The 15,892-nt window shown below is 57.4% G+C and carries 14 protein-coding genes; 3 read left to right on the top strand and 11 right to left on the bottom strand.

What is annotated here, in order from left to right:
- Positions 1-123 precede the first annotated feature (123 nt).
- A complete protein-coding gene (gene larB, locus LOC70_RS15425; protein WP_230254903.1) occupies positions 124-957 on the bottom strand; it encodes a nickel pincer cofactor biosynthesis protein LarB in 834 nt (277 codons plus the stop codon).
- A gap of 123 nt (positions 958-1,080) precedes the next feature.
- Here larB and LOC70_RS15420 point away from each other — a divergent pair, with 123 nt between their 5' ends.
- The gene (locus LOC70_RS15420) at positions 1,081-2,295 is read left to right on the top strand and encodes an argininosuccinate synthase (protein WP_230254902.1); all 1,215 of its coding nucleotides are present in this window, start codon (positions 1,081-1,083) and stop codon (positions 2,293-2,295) included.
- 416 nt (positions 2,296-2,711) lie between these two features.
- Here LOC70_RS15420 and LOC70_RS15415 read toward each other — a convergent pair whose 3' ends face one another.
- Positions 2,712-3,635: a DUF1559 family PulG-like putative transporter gene (locus tag LOC70_RS15415; protein ID WP_230254901.1), complete on the bottom strand. Its 924-nt coding sequence runs from the start codon at positions 3,633-3,635 to the stop codon at positions 2,712-2,714.
- Between the two features lie 93 nt (positions 3,636-3,728).
- On the opposite strand from LOC70_RS15415, the gene dtd reads away from it, so the two are divergent.
- The gene (dtd, locus tag LOC70_RS15410) at positions 3,729-4,166 is read left to right on the top strand and encodes a D-aminoacyl-tRNA deacylase (RefSeq protein WP_230254900.1); all 438 of its coding nucleotides are present in this window, start codon (positions 3,729-3,731) and stop codon (positions 4,164-4,166) included.
- Between the two features lie 136 nt (positions 4,167-4,302).
- Here the strand turns inward: dtd and LOC70_RS15405 are convergent, their stop codons facing one another.
- Positions 4,303-5,391 (bottom strand): metal-dependent hydrolase, encoded by a 1,089-nt coding sequence (locus tag LOC70_RS15405; protein WP_230254899.1) that lies wholly within the window; start codon positions 5,389-5,391, stop codon positions 4,303-4,305.
- A gap of 190 nt (positions 5,392-5,581) precedes the next feature.
- On the opposite strand from LOC70_RS15405, the gene LOC70_RS15400 reads away from it, so the two are divergent.
- Positions 5,582-6,400: a CvpA family protein gene (locus LOC70_RS15400; protein ID WP_230254898.1), complete on the top strand. Its 819-nt coding sequence runs from the start codon at positions 5,582-5,584 to the stop codon at positions 6,398-6,400.
- A 260-nt stretch (positions 6,401-6,660) separates the two neighbouring features.
- Here LOC70_RS15400 and LOC70_RS15395 read toward each other — a convergent pair whose 3' ends face one another.
- The 8 genes from LOC70_RS15395 to LOC70_RS15360 all read right to left on the bottom strand — a co-directional run bounded on the left by LOC70_RS15395 (position 6,661) and on the right by LOC70_RS15360 (position 15,858).
- Positions 6,661-7,620 carry an acetyl-CoA carboxylase carboxyltransferase subunit alpha gene (locus LOC70_RS15395; protein WP_230254897.1) on the bottom strand — a complete coding sequence of 320 codons (960 nt, stop codon included), beginning with the start codon at positions 7,618-7,620 and terminating at the stop codon, positions 6,661-6,663.
- Between the two features lie 3 nt (positions 7,621-7,623).
- Positions 7,624-8,568, bottom strand: a complete 945-nt coding sequence (locus LOC70_RS15390; RefSeq protein WP_230254896.1) for a serine/threonine-protein kinase — start codon at positions 8,566-8,568, stop codon at positions 7,624-7,626.
- A 242-nt stretch (positions 8,569-8,810) separates the two neighbouring features.
- Positions 8,811-10,043: a glycosyltransferase family 4 protein gene (locus tag LOC70_RS15385; protein ID WP_230254895.1), complete on the bottom strand. Its 1,233-nt coding sequence runs from the start codon at positions 10,041-10,043 to the stop codon at positions 8,811-8,813.
- A gap of 7 nt (positions 10,044-10,050) precedes the next feature.
- Positions 10,051-10,869 (bottom strand): FliA/WhiG family RNA polymerase sigma factor, encoded by an 819-nt coding sequence (locus LOC70_RS15380; protein WP_315857301.1) that lies wholly within the window; start codon positions 10,867-10,869, stop codon positions 10,051-10,053.
- 110 nt (positions 10,870-10,979) lie between these two features.
- On the bottom strand, positions 10,980-11,267 hold the full coding sequence (locus tag LOC70_RS15375) for a hypothetical protein (RefSeq protein ID WP_230254893.1): 288 nt from the start codon (positions 11,265-11,267) through the stop codon (positions 10,980-10,982).
- A gap of 178 nt (positions 11,268-11,445) precedes the next feature.
- Positions 11,446-12,768, bottom strand: coding sequence for a flagellar biosynthesis protein FlhF (gene flhF, locus LOC70_RS15370; RefSeq protein WP_230254892.1), 1,323 nt, complete (start codon positions 12,766-12,768; stop codon positions 11,446-11,448).
- Positions 12,768-14,831, bottom strand: coding sequence for a flagellar biosynthesis protein FlhA (gene flhA / locus LOC70_RS15365; protein WP_230254891.1), 2,064 nt, complete (start codon positions 14,829-14,831; stop codon positions 12,768-12,770). Before flhA ends, flhF begins: the two co-directional genes overlap by 1 nt.
- Before the next feature lie 181 nt (positions 14,832-15,012).
- Complete coding sequence (locus tag LOC70_RS15360) at positions 15,013-15,858, bottom strand: hypothetical protein (protein ID WP_255716157.1); 846 nt, start codon at positions 15,856-15,858, stop codon at positions 15,013-15,015.
- Positions 15,859-15,892 lie beyond the last annotated feature (34 nt).

Below are 15,892 nucleotides of genomic sequence, written 5' to 3'. Positions count from 1 at the left end.
ACACCGGGATCCAGTTGGGACAGCGTATCGAGCGGCACTGCGGCCGTGAACGAAGAGGCAACCAACCTGGGTCAGCCAACTCGGCGCAGCCACCTCCGCCGATCAGCGAAGCCACTTTCTGTCTTACTGCTCGTCCGACTTTGCCGTGGCGATGCTGTTGGCGATCAAGCCCGCGAAGTAGCCACCTTTGAAACCCGCGTCGATGTTGACGACCGCCACATTCGCCGCGCACGAAATCAACATTCCCATCAAGGGTGTCAGTCCCGAGAAGTTGGCTCCGTATCCGGTGCTGGCTGGAACCGCGACCACGGGGGTGGCAACATGTCCGGCGAGTGCCGCGGGCAAGGCGCCTTCCATTCCCGCGACGACCACAATCGCAGCGGCGGTTCGCAATCGAGGCACCGCCGACAACAAACGCTGCGGCCCGGCGACCCCAATGTCGTCGATCCGGTCGCAGGCGATGCCCATCCAAGCCAATGTCTCCGCCGCCTCGTCGGCGACGGCGGCGTCGGTGCTTCCGGCGGTCACCACCGCCACATGCGTGGAGTGCCCCTCGGCGCCGATCGGTTCCAAACTCTCATCGCCACAGCCGATCCGGAGCGTTCGGGCGGATGAATTGTACCGGGTGTTGCTGAAGACTCGACGAATCTGAGCCGCCGCGGTCGAGTCGATTCGCGTGATCAGACAGCCCTGGCCGGCGGCGATTTGAGTCTGGACAATTTGAATCATCAGCTCAGTGGATTTGCCCTCACCGTAGATCACTTCGCCAAAGCCGCATCGTGACGAGCGTCCAAGATCAACGGTGGCCCCAGGAACCACCTGCATTTCGGCCCACGACTCCGGCGAGCCCGACTGGATGGATTCGGCAGCCGCACTGACATCTGTCTTCCCCGATGCCAGGTCCTCAAGAATCTGAAGCAGGGCAGGGGAGGGCGGTTGATTGGAGGGTTCGTTCATAGCGTTCTGCTTGACTTTCCGGCCAGGATCCTTCTGACCGTCCTTGCGTGTTTCGCACCGGACAACTTAAATGCGAGACCTTCAAACATAGCCGATTCCCCCGCATTTGGATGCAGATCTGAGATGAAAAGTTGTGTGCTGGCCTATTCCGGTGGTCTCGATACGTCCGTCATTCTGGGCTGGCTCCAGGACCAAGGCTACGAAGTCCACTGCGTCTATGTCGATCTGGGACAACCCTGCGAAGACCGCGATGCGATCATGGAGAAAGCTCGCACCTGTGGTGCCAAGTCGTCTCGATTGGTCGACGTGCGTGAAGAACTCTGCCGCGATTTTGCGTTTCCGGTTCTGAAGTGGCAAGCCAAGTACGAGCAAATCTATCTGCTGGGTACCTCGATCGCCCGTCCGTTGATCAGCAAGGTTTGTTTGGAAGTGGCTCGCGAAGTGGGTGCCACCGCCTACGCCCACGGTGCAACCGGCAAAGGCAACGACCAATGCCGCTTCCAACTGGCTGCCGAAGCCTTGGACCCCAGCATCGAAATGATCGCGCCATGGCGGATCAAGTCCTTCCGCGATGCCTTCCCCGGACGGACGGAATTGATCGAGTACTGTGACGTCAAGAAAATTCCGGTCAAAGCCTCGACCGCGAAACCTTACAGCAGCGACGAAAACGTTCTGCACATTTCCTATGAAGCCGGCAAGCTCGAGGAATTGGACGTCAACGGAGTCGAGCTGGTTGAATTCGGAATGGGCGTCTCGCCCCAAGAAGCTCCCGACCAACCCGAAGAAGTCACCATTGGATTTGAGTCGGGCGTGCCCAAGACGCTCAACGGCAAAGCGGTCAATGCATTGGAAATGGTGGAATCGCTGAACACCATCGCAGGACGCAATGGCGTTGGCCGAATCGACATGGTCGAGAACCGATTCGTTGGAATGAAAAGCCGCGGTGTGTACGAGTCACCCGGCATGACCGTGCTTTACGACGCGTTGATGTACATCGAACAACTGACGATGGACCGCGACCTGATGCACCTGCGTGACCGCATGGCTCCGGAAGTCGCCGAGATGGTTTACTACGGTTTCTGGTACACGCCCAAGATGGATGCTCTGATGTCGTTCATCGAAACGGCACAACGCCCCGTGACCGGCGAAGTCACGTTGCAACTTTACAAAGGCAACATCATGGTTTCGTCGCGGAGCAGCCCGAACAGCTTGTACGACGAAGAGATCGCCACGATGGAAGGCGGCGGATCGTACAACCAAGACGACGCGGAAGGCTTTTTGCGAATCCAAGGCTTGCCATCGCGCGTTCAAGGTCGCGTCACCCCACGCAAGTTCTGATTGCGGTTGGCGATGATTGACAGCATTTCACGGCGAGGTTCCACCTCGCCGTTTTTTTGTACGCACATGATCTCAACGAACACGGCGTAGATATTCCGGCCATTCGCCTCATCCAATCAGCTCTTCCCGTCGCTCGGTGGTCCCCCACCGAGTTTGAACTCATCACGGCGGGGGACCGCCGTGCTACAGGGTTACTCGAGCCGCAGGCGTAGGCCGGAACAAGCCGCTTCGGCGCAGCTCCGGCAATTCACTCAACCTTTCCCGTCGCTCGGTGGTCCCCCACCGAGCTTGAATCCGTCACGGCGGGGGACCGCCGTGCTACAGGTTTGCATCAGCACAGGCTGCTTCGGCGATCTTGAGCGACTCGCTTGTTCACGACATGTCGGAGGTACATCGCAAAGCGTCCTTCATCCAAACTACTGACCGCTCGAGGCCCATTCATCGAGCACATCGTCGGACAAAGGTTCGCCACCCCGAGGTGTGAGCAACGCTTGGACCGTCAACGGCGGTGTGGTGTCGGGCAAAAAATAGCCTCTGCCATCCACCGTCGCCACGCAAACACCGCCTTCTGTCGCGCCACCCAATCCTTTGCCGGACGGTCCATTGATCGCTCCGCCGATCTGTTGGATGTCCACGTCATAGGGCTCCATCCAAGAATCCGTCATGCCGTCCATCGCACCTTCGACCACCAAAATGGTTTTGGTCGCACCGTCGGTCGCTGAAGCTGGACCCAAAGGCCCGGTGGCGGGAAACAGAGTCCCGGTCCCGGTGACCAATTGGTAAACCGTCCCCACACCCCAACCTTGAAGTTCGGGGTGGCGAAACACGGCGGGCATCTCGCTCCACATCAGCTGTTCGTTGTCACCTTCGTTCCAGGCAACGTCCTTGTCGATTCGGTTGTAGAGACCTTCTTCGCCCAAGTACGGAAGGATGGCGACTCGCCACGAATGCAGACGACGCCCCGAACGATCGGTTGTGTATGGGGCAGGGTAGGCTCCATGATCGGACGCGTAGGCATTCAGGGCCGAAGCGATCTTTTCGAGGTTCTTGATACTGCTGAGCCGCTGCCGACCCACGCGAATTTTGCTGGCGGTCTGACCGCCGATCTGAATCGCCGCCACCAAACCCGCACCAATCACCAACAAAGCCAACCCCGCCGCGACGTATCGGACGACCGATTTCTTTCTGGCCGCATTTGGCACGGCCTTTCGCCTCGAAAACGCAAAATCAGGCAGCGTGATCTCGCGACCACACACGGCACAATCGCCGGTCCGGCCGCTGTACTGGTCTTCCACCTCGGTTTGGGATTGGCAGTGTGGGCAAGTGAACAGAAACGTCATACGATCCTTTCGATCAAAACACGGATGCACCCGGGATGCGTCCCGAACATCACTTTAGCCCATCTCGTCGCGACCTGGATCCCAAAGGCACCCATGAAAATTGTCCTGCAACGAACTCAACACGCCAGCGTCTCGGTCGATGGACAAGTCGTGGGCGAAATTGATCGAGGATTGGTTGCCCTGATCGGGATCGGGCACAGCGACACAGAAGCCACCGCGGCGGCTTTGGCGGACAAGACCGCAGGCCTACGCATCTTCAGCGATGAAAACGGCAAAATGAATCGCAACGTTCTCGATGCCGGCGGCGACGTGCTGGCGATCAGCCAATTCACCTTGTTGGCAGATTGCCGCAAAGGCAGACGTCCGGCTTTCACCGATGCCGCGCCGCCCGACCAAGCCAAGCATCTCTACGAACACTACATGAGCGAACTTCGCAAAACTGGATTGACGGTACCCAGTGGAATTTTCGCGGCCGACATGGCTGTCTCGCTGGTCAACGATGGTCCGGTGACCATCATTTTGGAACTTTGAATCGGCCGATGCTGATAGCAACATGATGCGTGACAGCACTATGAGGCCCGGTGGAGCAGCAGCCGAACGGGTCTTCCACAACGCCCGCACCGCTTTCTTCATTCGCGCGAATGTGCGGAGATGGACGGTGATTAATTCAGCGTTGGGGCAGGGCAGGGGAGCCGGTTGGTCCGGCGACCCGTTCATGACCAGCCGGATTGAACTGTTGGCCATAGGCCGGCTGCTGATAGTTGGGTTGCTGATAGCCCGGCTGTAGATTTCCCGGTTGCCCGTTAGCAGGCTGGCCGTTTGGGAATTGCTGATGCGCAGGCTGGTTCGGCCAAGCCGGAACGGCGGCCGGTTGCTGGGGTGCCTCCCATTTTGGTGGCTCACGCGATTCCCATGGCGGATAGATCGCTGGACTGAAGTTGTCCAACGAACCGTCGTAGTCGCCCGGCGATGCGTAGCGGTCTCGGTCCATTCGCACGCGTTGTCGCAAACGATCCAAGATCTCGTGATCTCCCCAAGCCAAATAGATGAACAACGCGAGTTGTCCGTAGACAAAGAAGTTCGCCAGCGGACTGCTGCCAAAGAATTTAAGCGCCGTCCCGAATGACTTCTTCAGTCGCAATGACCCACGACTGAAATCCAACGCCCAAATCTCGTCCAGAATCAGGTGCGTCATGAAGCCGACCAGAACGGCGCCCGATTTGTAAACTCGGATCGCTTCGCTGGGGCAGGGCATCAACATGTATGCAATCAAGGCGGCCACCAACGCCGCAGGGATGCTGTGCCACATCCCGCGGTGGACCGTGAATTTACGGAAACCCTCCACGGCGACAAACCGAATCGCGACGTAGACGATCATGGCCGCCAATGCCATCGCTTCGTGCGACAAACCCATGTCACGCCATCGGTCGATCATTAGCATCGGCGCGATTGCGGAGAGAAACATGCTCGTTTCGCGAAGCGGAACCCCGGAATCGCTGTCCAAATCAGGCAACATTCCCGACACGCTGCACAAACCACCGGCCAGCAGCGAGCTCTCCATCGACATGCCTTGATCGACCACGCCCCAATATCCGTAGGCGCACCCAACCACGGTGCTCGTCGAGATATGGGTCTTGAAGCCAGCCAAAGGAACGCGACGGATAAATGGGATCGAACGGATAAGGTCAACAACATCTCTCTGCCGCCGCCCATGAGACGCCGGGGCGGAGCAGGGCGGTTGCGCACCGAGAACCATTGGCGATACCAAATCCGCGTCCGCGCCGACCAGCGGAAAAATTCAGTAGACAGCAAGAATCGAGACCGAGACGGCGCCGCTCGCCAAACCGCAACACCGTGTCGCAAAAAATTGCTGTTCGCCCTGCCCCTCCAAATTTGCTAGAAGCGGCACAACGGTGTTGACCCGTTCCGGCGATAGAAGTGCGCCCATGCAGACTTACGACATCCTGATGACGATCATTTTGGTCGGCGCCACCCTGCTAGGCGCGATCCGTGGATTTGCATGGCAACTCGCTTCCATCGCTTCCATCGTTGTCAGCTACACAGTCGCTTATCGCTACCGTGAACCGTTCAGCCAGAACATTCATGCCGCGCCGCCATGGAACCAGTTTCTGGCGATGTTCATCCTGTTCGTCGGCACGTCGTTCGTGATCTGGGTCGCACTCCGCATGGTCAGTGGAATGATCGACCGCATGCGACTCAAAGAATTCGACCGCCAGATCGGAGCCTTGTTCGGCCTCGCCAAAGGCGCGTTGCTGTGCACCGTGATCACGCTGTTCGCGATGACTCTATTTGGCGAGCGAACACAGCAAGCCATCGTGGCCAGCGAAAGCGGACGGCTGATCGCTCGCGTGCTGGACGAATCCGATTCGATCATGCCGCCTGAGCTTCACGGCGTGGTGAGACCGTATTTGGATCAATTCAGCGAGGACGAATCCGGCGCAGCGAACTCGTGGTTTTCGAGCCACTCGCCAAACCAGCAACCTGAATCAGGCTGGGCGAATCCATCCGCCCAAACGCCGGCCGAATTCGCCAGCGAGGCGATGCAAAATCAGACAGCCAATTTCACCCCAAACGGCATCCAAAACGGTGCGCCGGCGAACGGCTTTGGCGGCTCAACATCGCCTCAAACATTTAACCGTTTTGGCACCGCAACGCAGCCGCCATCCACGCCCGTGAACTCACGTCAGTCGGCGCCGAATTGGCAACAATCCGCGACGCCGCAATGGGCACCACCGCGACGTTAGCCAGCGTCTCGCTCAGGCCGGGGCACAGCAAAGCTTCGAGCCGTCACGCCGCGAATCCGCCCGCCAGGGCATGGACCACGATAACGTCACGCGAATGTGGCCTGAGCACGGAAAACGCCTGAAACAAGGGTTTTACGCACCTCGAATACAACATAAGAGGCATTATCGGACGTTGCGGGGCGGTCGAAATCGCCCAGGAATCGCTGGTCTCCCGGTCCCGCGACGGCGACGGCACACCGCGCGCGGACGCTCGGCCAACCTCAGTTCTCTTCCAAGAACACGCCGATGCGACGGAACTTCTCGTAGCGTTGCTGGAGCAATTGATCGGTCGGAATGTCTTCCAACTCTGACAACTGTCGCGACAGATAAGTCTTCATCCGCGAAGCCATTTGGTGATGGTCACGATGGGCTCCGCCGAGCGGTTCTTCGAGCACGTCATCGACTACGCCGAGTCGCTTCAAATGATCGCTGGTGAACCGCAACGCGGCGGCGGCTTTGGGTGCGTGTTCGTGGCTCTTCCAAAGAATTCCCGCACAGCCTTCCGGACTGATGACGCTGTAGTACGCGTGCTGCAAAACGGCCACACGGTCGCCAACTCCGATTCCGAGGGCGCCGCCGGATCCGCCTTCGCCGATCACGACGCAGATGACCGGCGTTTTCAGATCACTCATCATGAACATGCTCTCGGCGATCACCTGAGCCTGCCCGCGCTCTTCGGCCCCGATCCCAGGATACGCTCCGGGCGTGTCAATGAAACAAATGACCGGCAAGCGATATTTCTCGGCCATTTTCATTTTCACCATGGCCTTGCGGTAACCTTCCGGATGAGCGCAACCAAAGTGACAAGCCGCACGTTCCTTGTAAGTCCTTCCTTTTTGGTGACCGATCACCATGACTTTGAAACGATCCAGTTTTGCAAAGCCCGTCAGCATCGCTCGGTCGTCGCCAAAATGCTTGTCACCGTGCAACTCGACGAATTCGTCAAACGCCAAATTGAGGTAATCGCGCGTGTAAGGACGATTCTTATGACGAGCCACTTGGACCGTTTGCCAAGGATCCAACGATGCGTACGTTTCTTTCAGTTTGGCAACACGAGCCAATCGCAACGAACGAATCGCTGAGTCAATTTCTTCGCTTCGATCGGTGTTCCGTTCGAGCGACGCAATTTGCTCTTCCAGGTCCGCGATTTCGTTTTCAAATTCCAATCCGGGGCCAGCCATCGCTCAGGTATCCTCTTCTTCGTCGCTAGTTTGTTCGGGGCGTTTGATCATGTCTTCGGGTGACTTCATCGAGCCGTCGTTGTCGAAGACACTGACTTCCGGACGCCGTGGTCGCTTCCGCCAAATTTGCATGTTGCGGAACACTTTCAGAAATTCCCACACCGACGGCGGTCTCGCATCAGGCGATTTGGCCATCATGCTTTTGACCAGATCAGCAAACTCTTTGGTCACGTTGTCGTTGTAGACAATCGGGCTGGGGATCGACGCCGAAAGGTGCTTCGAGAGCAAATCGTTTGGCGTCTGTCCGGTGTACGGTGGCTTGCCGGTGCAGGCTTCAAACAGCACACAACCGAACGAGTAGATGTCGCTGCGCTCGTCGCAGAGCTTGCCGCGAATTTGCTCGGGTGCCATGTAGCTTCGCGTGCCTTGGATGTTCTTGGCTTTGTAGAACATCTTGCTCAAACCGGTCCGCTTCGGCTCGCTGATCGTGAAGTCAATCAGCTTGGTCTCCCCCGTTTCGGACACCAGGTAGTTGTCCGGTTTGATATCGCGGTGGATCCAGTTCTTGGTGTGCATGTAATACAGGCCTTCGGCGGCTTGCTCGATGATCTTGTCGAGCATGTAAGCCAGCGAATCCGGTCCCTTGCGAAGCGCCTGCTTCATGTTCATTTCGCTGAACAATTCCAGGACGAGAAACGGTCGTCCATTTTCGACCCGGTGATCGATCATCTTGATGATCCGCGGGCTGGTCAGCGATTTCCCCACGTTGTATTCGTGCTTCAGCGAAGCCAACTCCGCTTTATCGTTGGAAACCGATTGCCGCAGGATTTTCAACGCGTATCGCTTTTGGTCGCCCTCGTCGATCGCTTCCCAAACTTCGGCGGTCGATCCGATCCGGATCAGACGAGCGAGTCGGTAGGGGCCTAAAAAGTCGCGTGATTTGGACATCGAGCGGCTGGGGCGTGTCGGAAGCGGAACCATCGAGTTGAACGATCAAAACGATTTTGTGGCTTCGCATGATAGTCCAACCTCCCCCACAGCCGAAAGACGTGTGTTTGCCCCGGTCAGCTGTCTCGGCCCACCCCGACGAGCGGTGTTAGCGGCCCGATTTTCGGAACACCCTGCCCTGCTCCGACGAGACGGCTCATTTGAGATATGGTGCTTTCGCGAACGCGAACTACTCGGTTCAGTCAGCCGTGCTGGTCGCAGAGTTCCTGATACAGATCACGAATCCGCTGAGTCATGGTTTGGTGCCGGAACAAATCGGTGAAGCGTCGATGTCCCTCGGCTCCCATTCGATGCCGAAGTTCCGAGTCCCCGACCAATCGACCGATCCGATCCGCCAGCGGACCAATCTGCCCTGCCCCGACTAAGTAACCCGTCTCGTCGTCGATCACCACTTCGCGGGCGCCGTCGATGTCGTAGCTGATTGCTGGTCGTCCCGCGATCAAGGCTTGCGGAAGCGCTCGTGCCAATCCTTCGCGATAAGACGCATGAACGAGCACGTCCATCGCTCCGATCATGGCGGGAACTTCGGATGGCGGCACCAGACCCGCGAAAATGAAATGCTCCTGCAAACCCAGCGTCGCGATTTGCTGCTGCAATTCCTCTCGGAGGATACCATCGCCAACCAGCAGAAAACGAACGTTTGGATGCGAGTCCGCGACCTGCTTCGCGGCAGCGATCAAGTCGGCATGACCTTTTAAATGAAAAAGGCGAGCCACCTTCCCGACCACAACATGTTCCTCTCGCAAACCAAACTGGGTGCGAATTCGTTCGCGATGGTCCGTCGCATGGACAAACGGATCGACATTCATCCCGCTGTGAATGGTCACAAACTTATCGCGATGTGTAACGCCGGCGTCGACCATCAGATCTGTCATCGCATCGGCAACGGAGATCAATTTGTGGCAGCGAGCGGCGGCCCAGCGTTCGCAGCGAACGAAGAAGTCGTGAGCCGATTTGGATTGATAATCGTGGAAAGGAGCGCCATGAACCGTGTGCACAACCACCGGTCGTTTGCCGGTCGTCCGACGTTTCAGGCCCCAGCCAACATACCGACCGAGCAAGCCACCCTTGGCACTGTGGGTGTGAACCACATCCGGATCCAACTCATGCAAAACCCGCCGCAATTCGCGAGCTGCTTTCCAGTCGTGGACTGGATGAATGTTGCGTCTCAGGGAATCAATCAACTGAATCGGCAGACCGTCCAGATCGAACCGCCCTGCCCTACCCCGGGGACCTGTGTCCGCAGCGGCAACCGGCGTGCGATCCCGCAACAAGTCTCCCTCCGGTCCAACGGCTGGCCCGGTAATGAGCAAGACCTCGTCCCCATGCAGGTGAACGAGGTCTTGGCAATTATGCAACGTGTTTTCTTGCGCGCCGCCAATGATCATTCGGGTGATCACATGGGCGATACGCATGGAGGTCTTAGGCCCCGAATTCTAGGCGACGCACGCCGAGTTGCTGTTGCAAACGGTTGACGATCGCGGTGTGCATTTGGCTGACGCGAGATTCCGAGAGGTCCAACGTGGCCCCGATCTCTTTCATGGTCAGCTCTTCATAGTAGTACAGAATGATGATCAGGCGTTCGTTGCGGTTCAACCCTTTGGTGACCAAACGCATCAGGTCATTCTTTTGGACGCGACGGGTGGGGTCTTCGCCCTTCTTGTCTTCCAAAATGTCAATTTCACGGACGTCCTTGTAGCTGTCCGTTTCGTACCACTTCTTGTTCAGCGAAACGACGCCCACCGCGTTGGCCTCGGTTTGCATCTTTTCGACTTCTTTGACGTCGATCTCCATGTGGACCGACAGCTCTTGGACGGTTGGAGCGCGACCAAGTTTGGTTTCCAAAGTCTTGGTTGCGGTGGCCAGTTTGCTGGCTTTGCTGCGCACCAAACGAGGCACCCAGTCCATCTTGCGAAGTTCGTCGAGCATGGCTCCGCGAATTCGGGGCACGCAGAAAGTTTCGAACTTCACGCCGCGTTCGGTGTCATAAGCATCGATAGCGTCCATCAGCCCAAACATGCCGGCACTGATCAAGTCATCCAGCTCAACTCCATCGGGAAGACGTTGCCAGATGCGTTCGCCGTTGTAGCGAACCAATTGCATGTAACGCTCGACCAACTGGTTCCGCAGCGGCTCGTAGTCAGGCGCGTCCTTCGTTGTTGCTTTGAAAGAACTCCATACCTTCAAGATCGGGTCGTCAGCAGTTGCGGTAGCCGGCATCGAATCCTCCGTGATGATCACTGATTGCCAAAGTCTTCTTCGCACCGCAATCGCGACACGTGTCCGTCATCAGCAATGAAATAAGTCTTGGTGTGTGTTGCGAACGATCCCGTCAGCCAGCTTCCGTGCCGTCAACGTTGGGTCGTCCCTTGGTCGGTTGGTTGGGTTTCATCATCGAGTCCCAATTCGGCGACTCCATTCTGAAACCACTTCACTCGTTTGCGATACAAATCTTCCACGCCGTCTCGAATCAAATGATCCGCAATGGCTCCTGCCAATCCTCCGATGCCCATGAAGATAATCAACGTTCCGATCGCTTCGGCAGCGACGGTTTCCGCCATCTCTCCGTTCCACAGGCCTCGCAGGACAACCAGTCCCATCGCGAGAGAACCAAGTGAGAGAGCCAATGATCGGGTCACGTCATCATCCAGACAGTGAAGGCTGGCCAGAAAATAAAAACGGGTCGAATTCTTCTATCCCAAACTCGTTAAACGGACGCTTCAAAAAAAGTCTCAAGTGGCTTTCGTCGATCGCGTGCCGTCGCAGTTCTGAGTATCGGTCAGCTTCCCGTTGATACTTCAGTCAATTTCTTTGAAATTAAGCCGCCTCGCCGTAGTGCAATGATTCGTACCCTTCCATTGTCTCGTAACCCATCGCTTCCATCCCGGTGGTCGGCACGTGCGGCAACAACTGTGCCACCAAGCCAGCCGCATCGGCGACGGCGATGTCATCGGGGACCTGTTGTCCATTGGTCAGATAGCTCAGCGGCGGCGCCACGATGCGTTGTCCAGCCGACAAAGAACTGCTCGTCAGCGCCGCCAACACGGGCGCGGTGCATGGCGTCTCATCAAGCTTGGTCAACGTGACCGCGTTGGCTCGCACCGGCGCAAAGCCTTCGAGCGTTGTGCGGATATTCTCGCCCGAACTGGTCGCACTCAAAACCAAGTGCGTTTCGTCCGGATGAGCCGCCCTCAGAAACTCAGTGAGTTGTTCGATGCGAGCGTCGCTGCGGGGACTTCGTCCTGCAGTATCGATCAACACCAAATCGACGTCGCCCAAAGCGGTGAGCGCCGACTCCATCTGTTCGGGTTTTTCAACGACCTGCATGGGCAGATCCATGATTTCGGCATATGCCTTCAGTTGTTGCACCGCGGCAATGCGATAGGTATCGATCGTCAGCAGCCCCACTCGACGTCGGGCTTCGATACGGAAACCAGCCGCAAGTTTCGCGACCGTGGTTGTTTTCCCCACGCCAGTCGGCCCAACGAGCGCGACCACATGGCGGTCGCCGGGTTGCGTGCGAATGGGTCCACATAAATTCAATTCACGAGCCACCGCACGCTGCAGGTGTTCCAGCCAACGCAAATCGTTTTGAGGCCCGGAATCAGTTTGTGCGATCCCGGCGGCAAAGCTGGATGCGGACGCGATCCAACGTCGTGCGGTGTTCTCTTCCACCCCCGACTGAAGCAATCGCAGTTGCAGTGCTTCCGCGGGAGTCATCTCGGCATTGCCATAGGCCGATCCCATTCGACCGCCCTGCCCTGCCCCATCGTGATGCATCGGTGATGGCGAATGTTGCCCGCCCAAGTTCACAGTTTGATAGGCCGAACCACTGGGTGTTCCTGAATTCGCACCGTACGCTGCGGCGGCGGTTCCTGTTGCGATGGATCGTACATCGGCCGGACCGTGCGACTCCATGTCGTGATTGGCCGGCGACGCAGCGGCATCCGTCGAGGACGAACCAGCGGCGGACGTGCCGTGCAGACCGGCGGTGACTTCCACATGCGTGCGTCCCAACCATCCCATCCAGCCGTTACGCACCTGTCGCGTATGAAGCACGGAGGCGTCCGGGCCCATTTGTTCTCGGATGTCGGCAAGCGCCGCTTGCAGATTCGCTGCTCGGAAGGTTCGGATATGCATCAATCACTCACCACGCCGTGTGACTGGATTTTCGTGTCTTGCGTGATCTCGTTGTACGAAAGAACACGAACGCGGGGCATCGTTCCAGCGATGATCTGACGTAGTCCCGGACGAATGCGAGGACTGACCAAAATCACCGGAGTATGTCCCAGCGTGATTAGTTTCTTAACGGCTTTGGAGATTTTGTCGCAAGTCGAGTCCACGGCTTGTGGGCTCATCCGGACAAAAAGTCCACGCTCTGTATGTTCGATACCGGCCGCGATGCGGTCTTCCATGGCTGGCTCCAACGCGATCACGTGCAACTGCCCCAGCTCGTCTCGATAACGAGTGCTGATGGTGCGAGCCAAACGATGACGGACGTACTCACTGAGCCAAATGGGATCCTTGGTCCGTCCAGCGTGATCGCCAAGTGTCTCCAGGATGATCGCCAATTGCCGAATGGGCACGTCTTCTCGAAGCAGTGTTTGCAAGACTTGTTGAACGTCGCTGACCTTCAACACATTCGGGATCAATTCATCAACCACCGCCGGAGCGGCTTCTTTCAATTCATCCACCAAGTGTTTGGTGGCGTCGCGAGTCAGCAGTTCATCCGCGTGCCGCCGTGCCAGTTCTTGCAAGTGAGTCGCCAAAACCGCGGCCGGTTCCACGGTGGTGTATCCGTAGATGGCCGCTTGCTCACGACGAATGGGATCGATCCAAACCGCTGGTTCGCCGAAAGTCGGATCCTTCGTTGGTTCACCTTCGATCACACCCGTGGTGTGGCCGCTGTCGATTGCTAGCAAACGATCGGGAAGCACGCGTTGTTTCGACAGTGGGTTCCCGGCAATACGGATCTCATACTCGTAGTCATGCAGGTTCATGTCGTCGCGAATGCGGACCTTTGGCAGCACAATCCCAATGTCACCGGCGATGGAGTGCCGCACACCGGTGATTCGCTGCATCAAGTCGCCACCGCGATTTGGGTCGGCCAACGAAAGCAACCCCAGACCGATCGCCAACTCCATGGGGTCAACGTTCAGAAAGTCTTCCACTCGTTTTTCTGGCGGTGCCGATGCGGCGGCTTGTTCGGCTTCTTCCGCGGCCAGCTCGTCTTGTTCGCTCTGTTTGTTTTGACGGTTCATGACGACCGCCAAACCGATGCAACTGGCTCCCAAGGTTGCCATGGGAAGTGCTGGCAAGCTGGTCAGAATCAACAGCGAAAGAAATCCACCAGCCACGGCCAATGCTTTGGGGTTGCTGAACAACTGCTGCAAAAACTGTTCAGGCAGGCTGGCTTTGCGAGCACTTCGCGTGACCAACAAACCGGCGGCCAGCGAGATCAACAGGGCGGGAACCTGACTGACCAAACCGTCACCGATGGTCAGTTTGGTGAACAATTGGGCGGCTTCTGAAACGGTCATTTCGTACCGCATCACGCCGATATAGAGCCCGCCGGCCACGTTGACCAACGTGATCACGATCCCCGCGATCGCATCCCCGCGAACAAACTTGCTGGCACCATCCATGGCCCCATAAAAGTCCGCTTGGTTGGCGATTTCTTCGCGGCGACGCTGAGCCTCTTTTTCGTCGATCAGACCGGCGTTCATGTCCGCATCGATCGCCATTTGTCGGCCGGGCATCCCGTCCAACGCGAATCTCGCGGCAACTTCACTGATTCGTGTGGCACCTTTGGTGATCACGATGAACTGAATCAACACGATGATCACAAAGATGATGATTCCGATCTCAATCCGGTCTCCCGCGACAAACTCGCCGAAACCTTGAATCACACCGCCCGCGGCAGCACCATTGCCAGACTCGGTGCTGGTCAAAATCAGCCGCGTCGTGGCGACGTTTAGCACCAATCGAGCCAACGTGGTCGCCAACAACAACGACGGAAAGATGCTGAATTCCAGCGGAGTGGCCACGTAGACCGTGGTCAGCAAAACGATCACCCCGACGGTGATGTTGGTGGCCAACAACAGGTCCATCAAGAACGGCGGCAAAGGCACGAGAATCACCACCAAACAAGCGATGATGCCAATCGGCAACACCAAATCTCGGTAGCGCGTCAAAGACTGCATTGACGGTCGTTCCTTCGGGCTCAATCAATCAAGGTGCGGGCGGCAGCTTCCTCGCTGCAACGCTTCGCCGACGGTATCAAATCTCTTTTTTTGTCGAAAGTGAAGAATTCGACTCAAGAAAACGCGAAACCCCGTTGAGTGGCCGAAGGTTCACGGCGTGGATGGTTGAGACGCTCAGTCGCTAAGACTTCACCCGCAAACCGGCGAATGCTTTTTTCAGCCCCAGTCGCTGGATCTCTTCTTGAATCGCGGCCGCATCCGCGTTCTCCAGCGTCAGCATGATTTCGTCGGCTAACAACTGAGCAAACAAAGCTCGGGCCAGCGGCAATTGCCGTTTCACTTCCTCGGCGGTGACTTGGCGTTCCGCAAGCTCCGCGACGCGACCAGCGATCACCTCGGACGATTCCCCCGAATGATCGGTCACGATTCGCAAAACATCATGGACGAGATCTTGATTGGGTTCGTTGACCGATTCGGAGGTATCACTGACCGGTTCATGACCAGCACGAACAAGCCGAATCCGATCCGCGTGCTGAACCCGTTCCAACGCCCGCCAAGTTCGGTCCATCAAACCGTCTCGCCAATACCTCAACCAGTGCTTGGACTCAGTCTTGGCGATCTCGAGATTCAGCTGAATTTCGGCATTCGATGACGACTCTTGCTTCGCCTGAGTCTCCACCTCGGTGGCCCTTGCCTTCGCGGCGGAACGCAGACCAAGAATCAAAAAATCGCGAAGTCGGCCTTGGTCGTGTCCGGAATAGCCCGCTTTGACCAAATGGGAAATCAAAATCGCGAGTGCCCGTTCCGCGTCCTTTTCGTTTCCAAGAACGTCGACCAACAACCGTTTCATCGGCGGCAGGTAGCGGAGCACGAATCCCGCCGCACTTCCCGCCCCCGTCCAGGTTTGCTTGGAACGACTCAAACGCACCACAGACGACGAGGTCATCGTGGATGTGGAACCGGCTTCCGAAGAAGTCGTGTTCGCAGCAGAATCGGGTTCAGAGGAAGACACAGCCGGTGGGTTCATGCCCGCATTGTAACTCAGCGACGAGCGTCTGATC

Origin of the sequence: Rhodopirellula halodulae, from assembly GCF_020966775.1 — a bacterium.
Taxonomy (GTDB): domain Bacteria; phylum Planctomycetota; class Planctomycetia; order Pirellulales; family Pirellulaceae; genus Rhodopirellula; species Rhodopirellula halodulae.
Note: the sequence above shows the minus strand (reverse complement) of the source record. Positions and strands in the feature narration are given on the sequence as shown.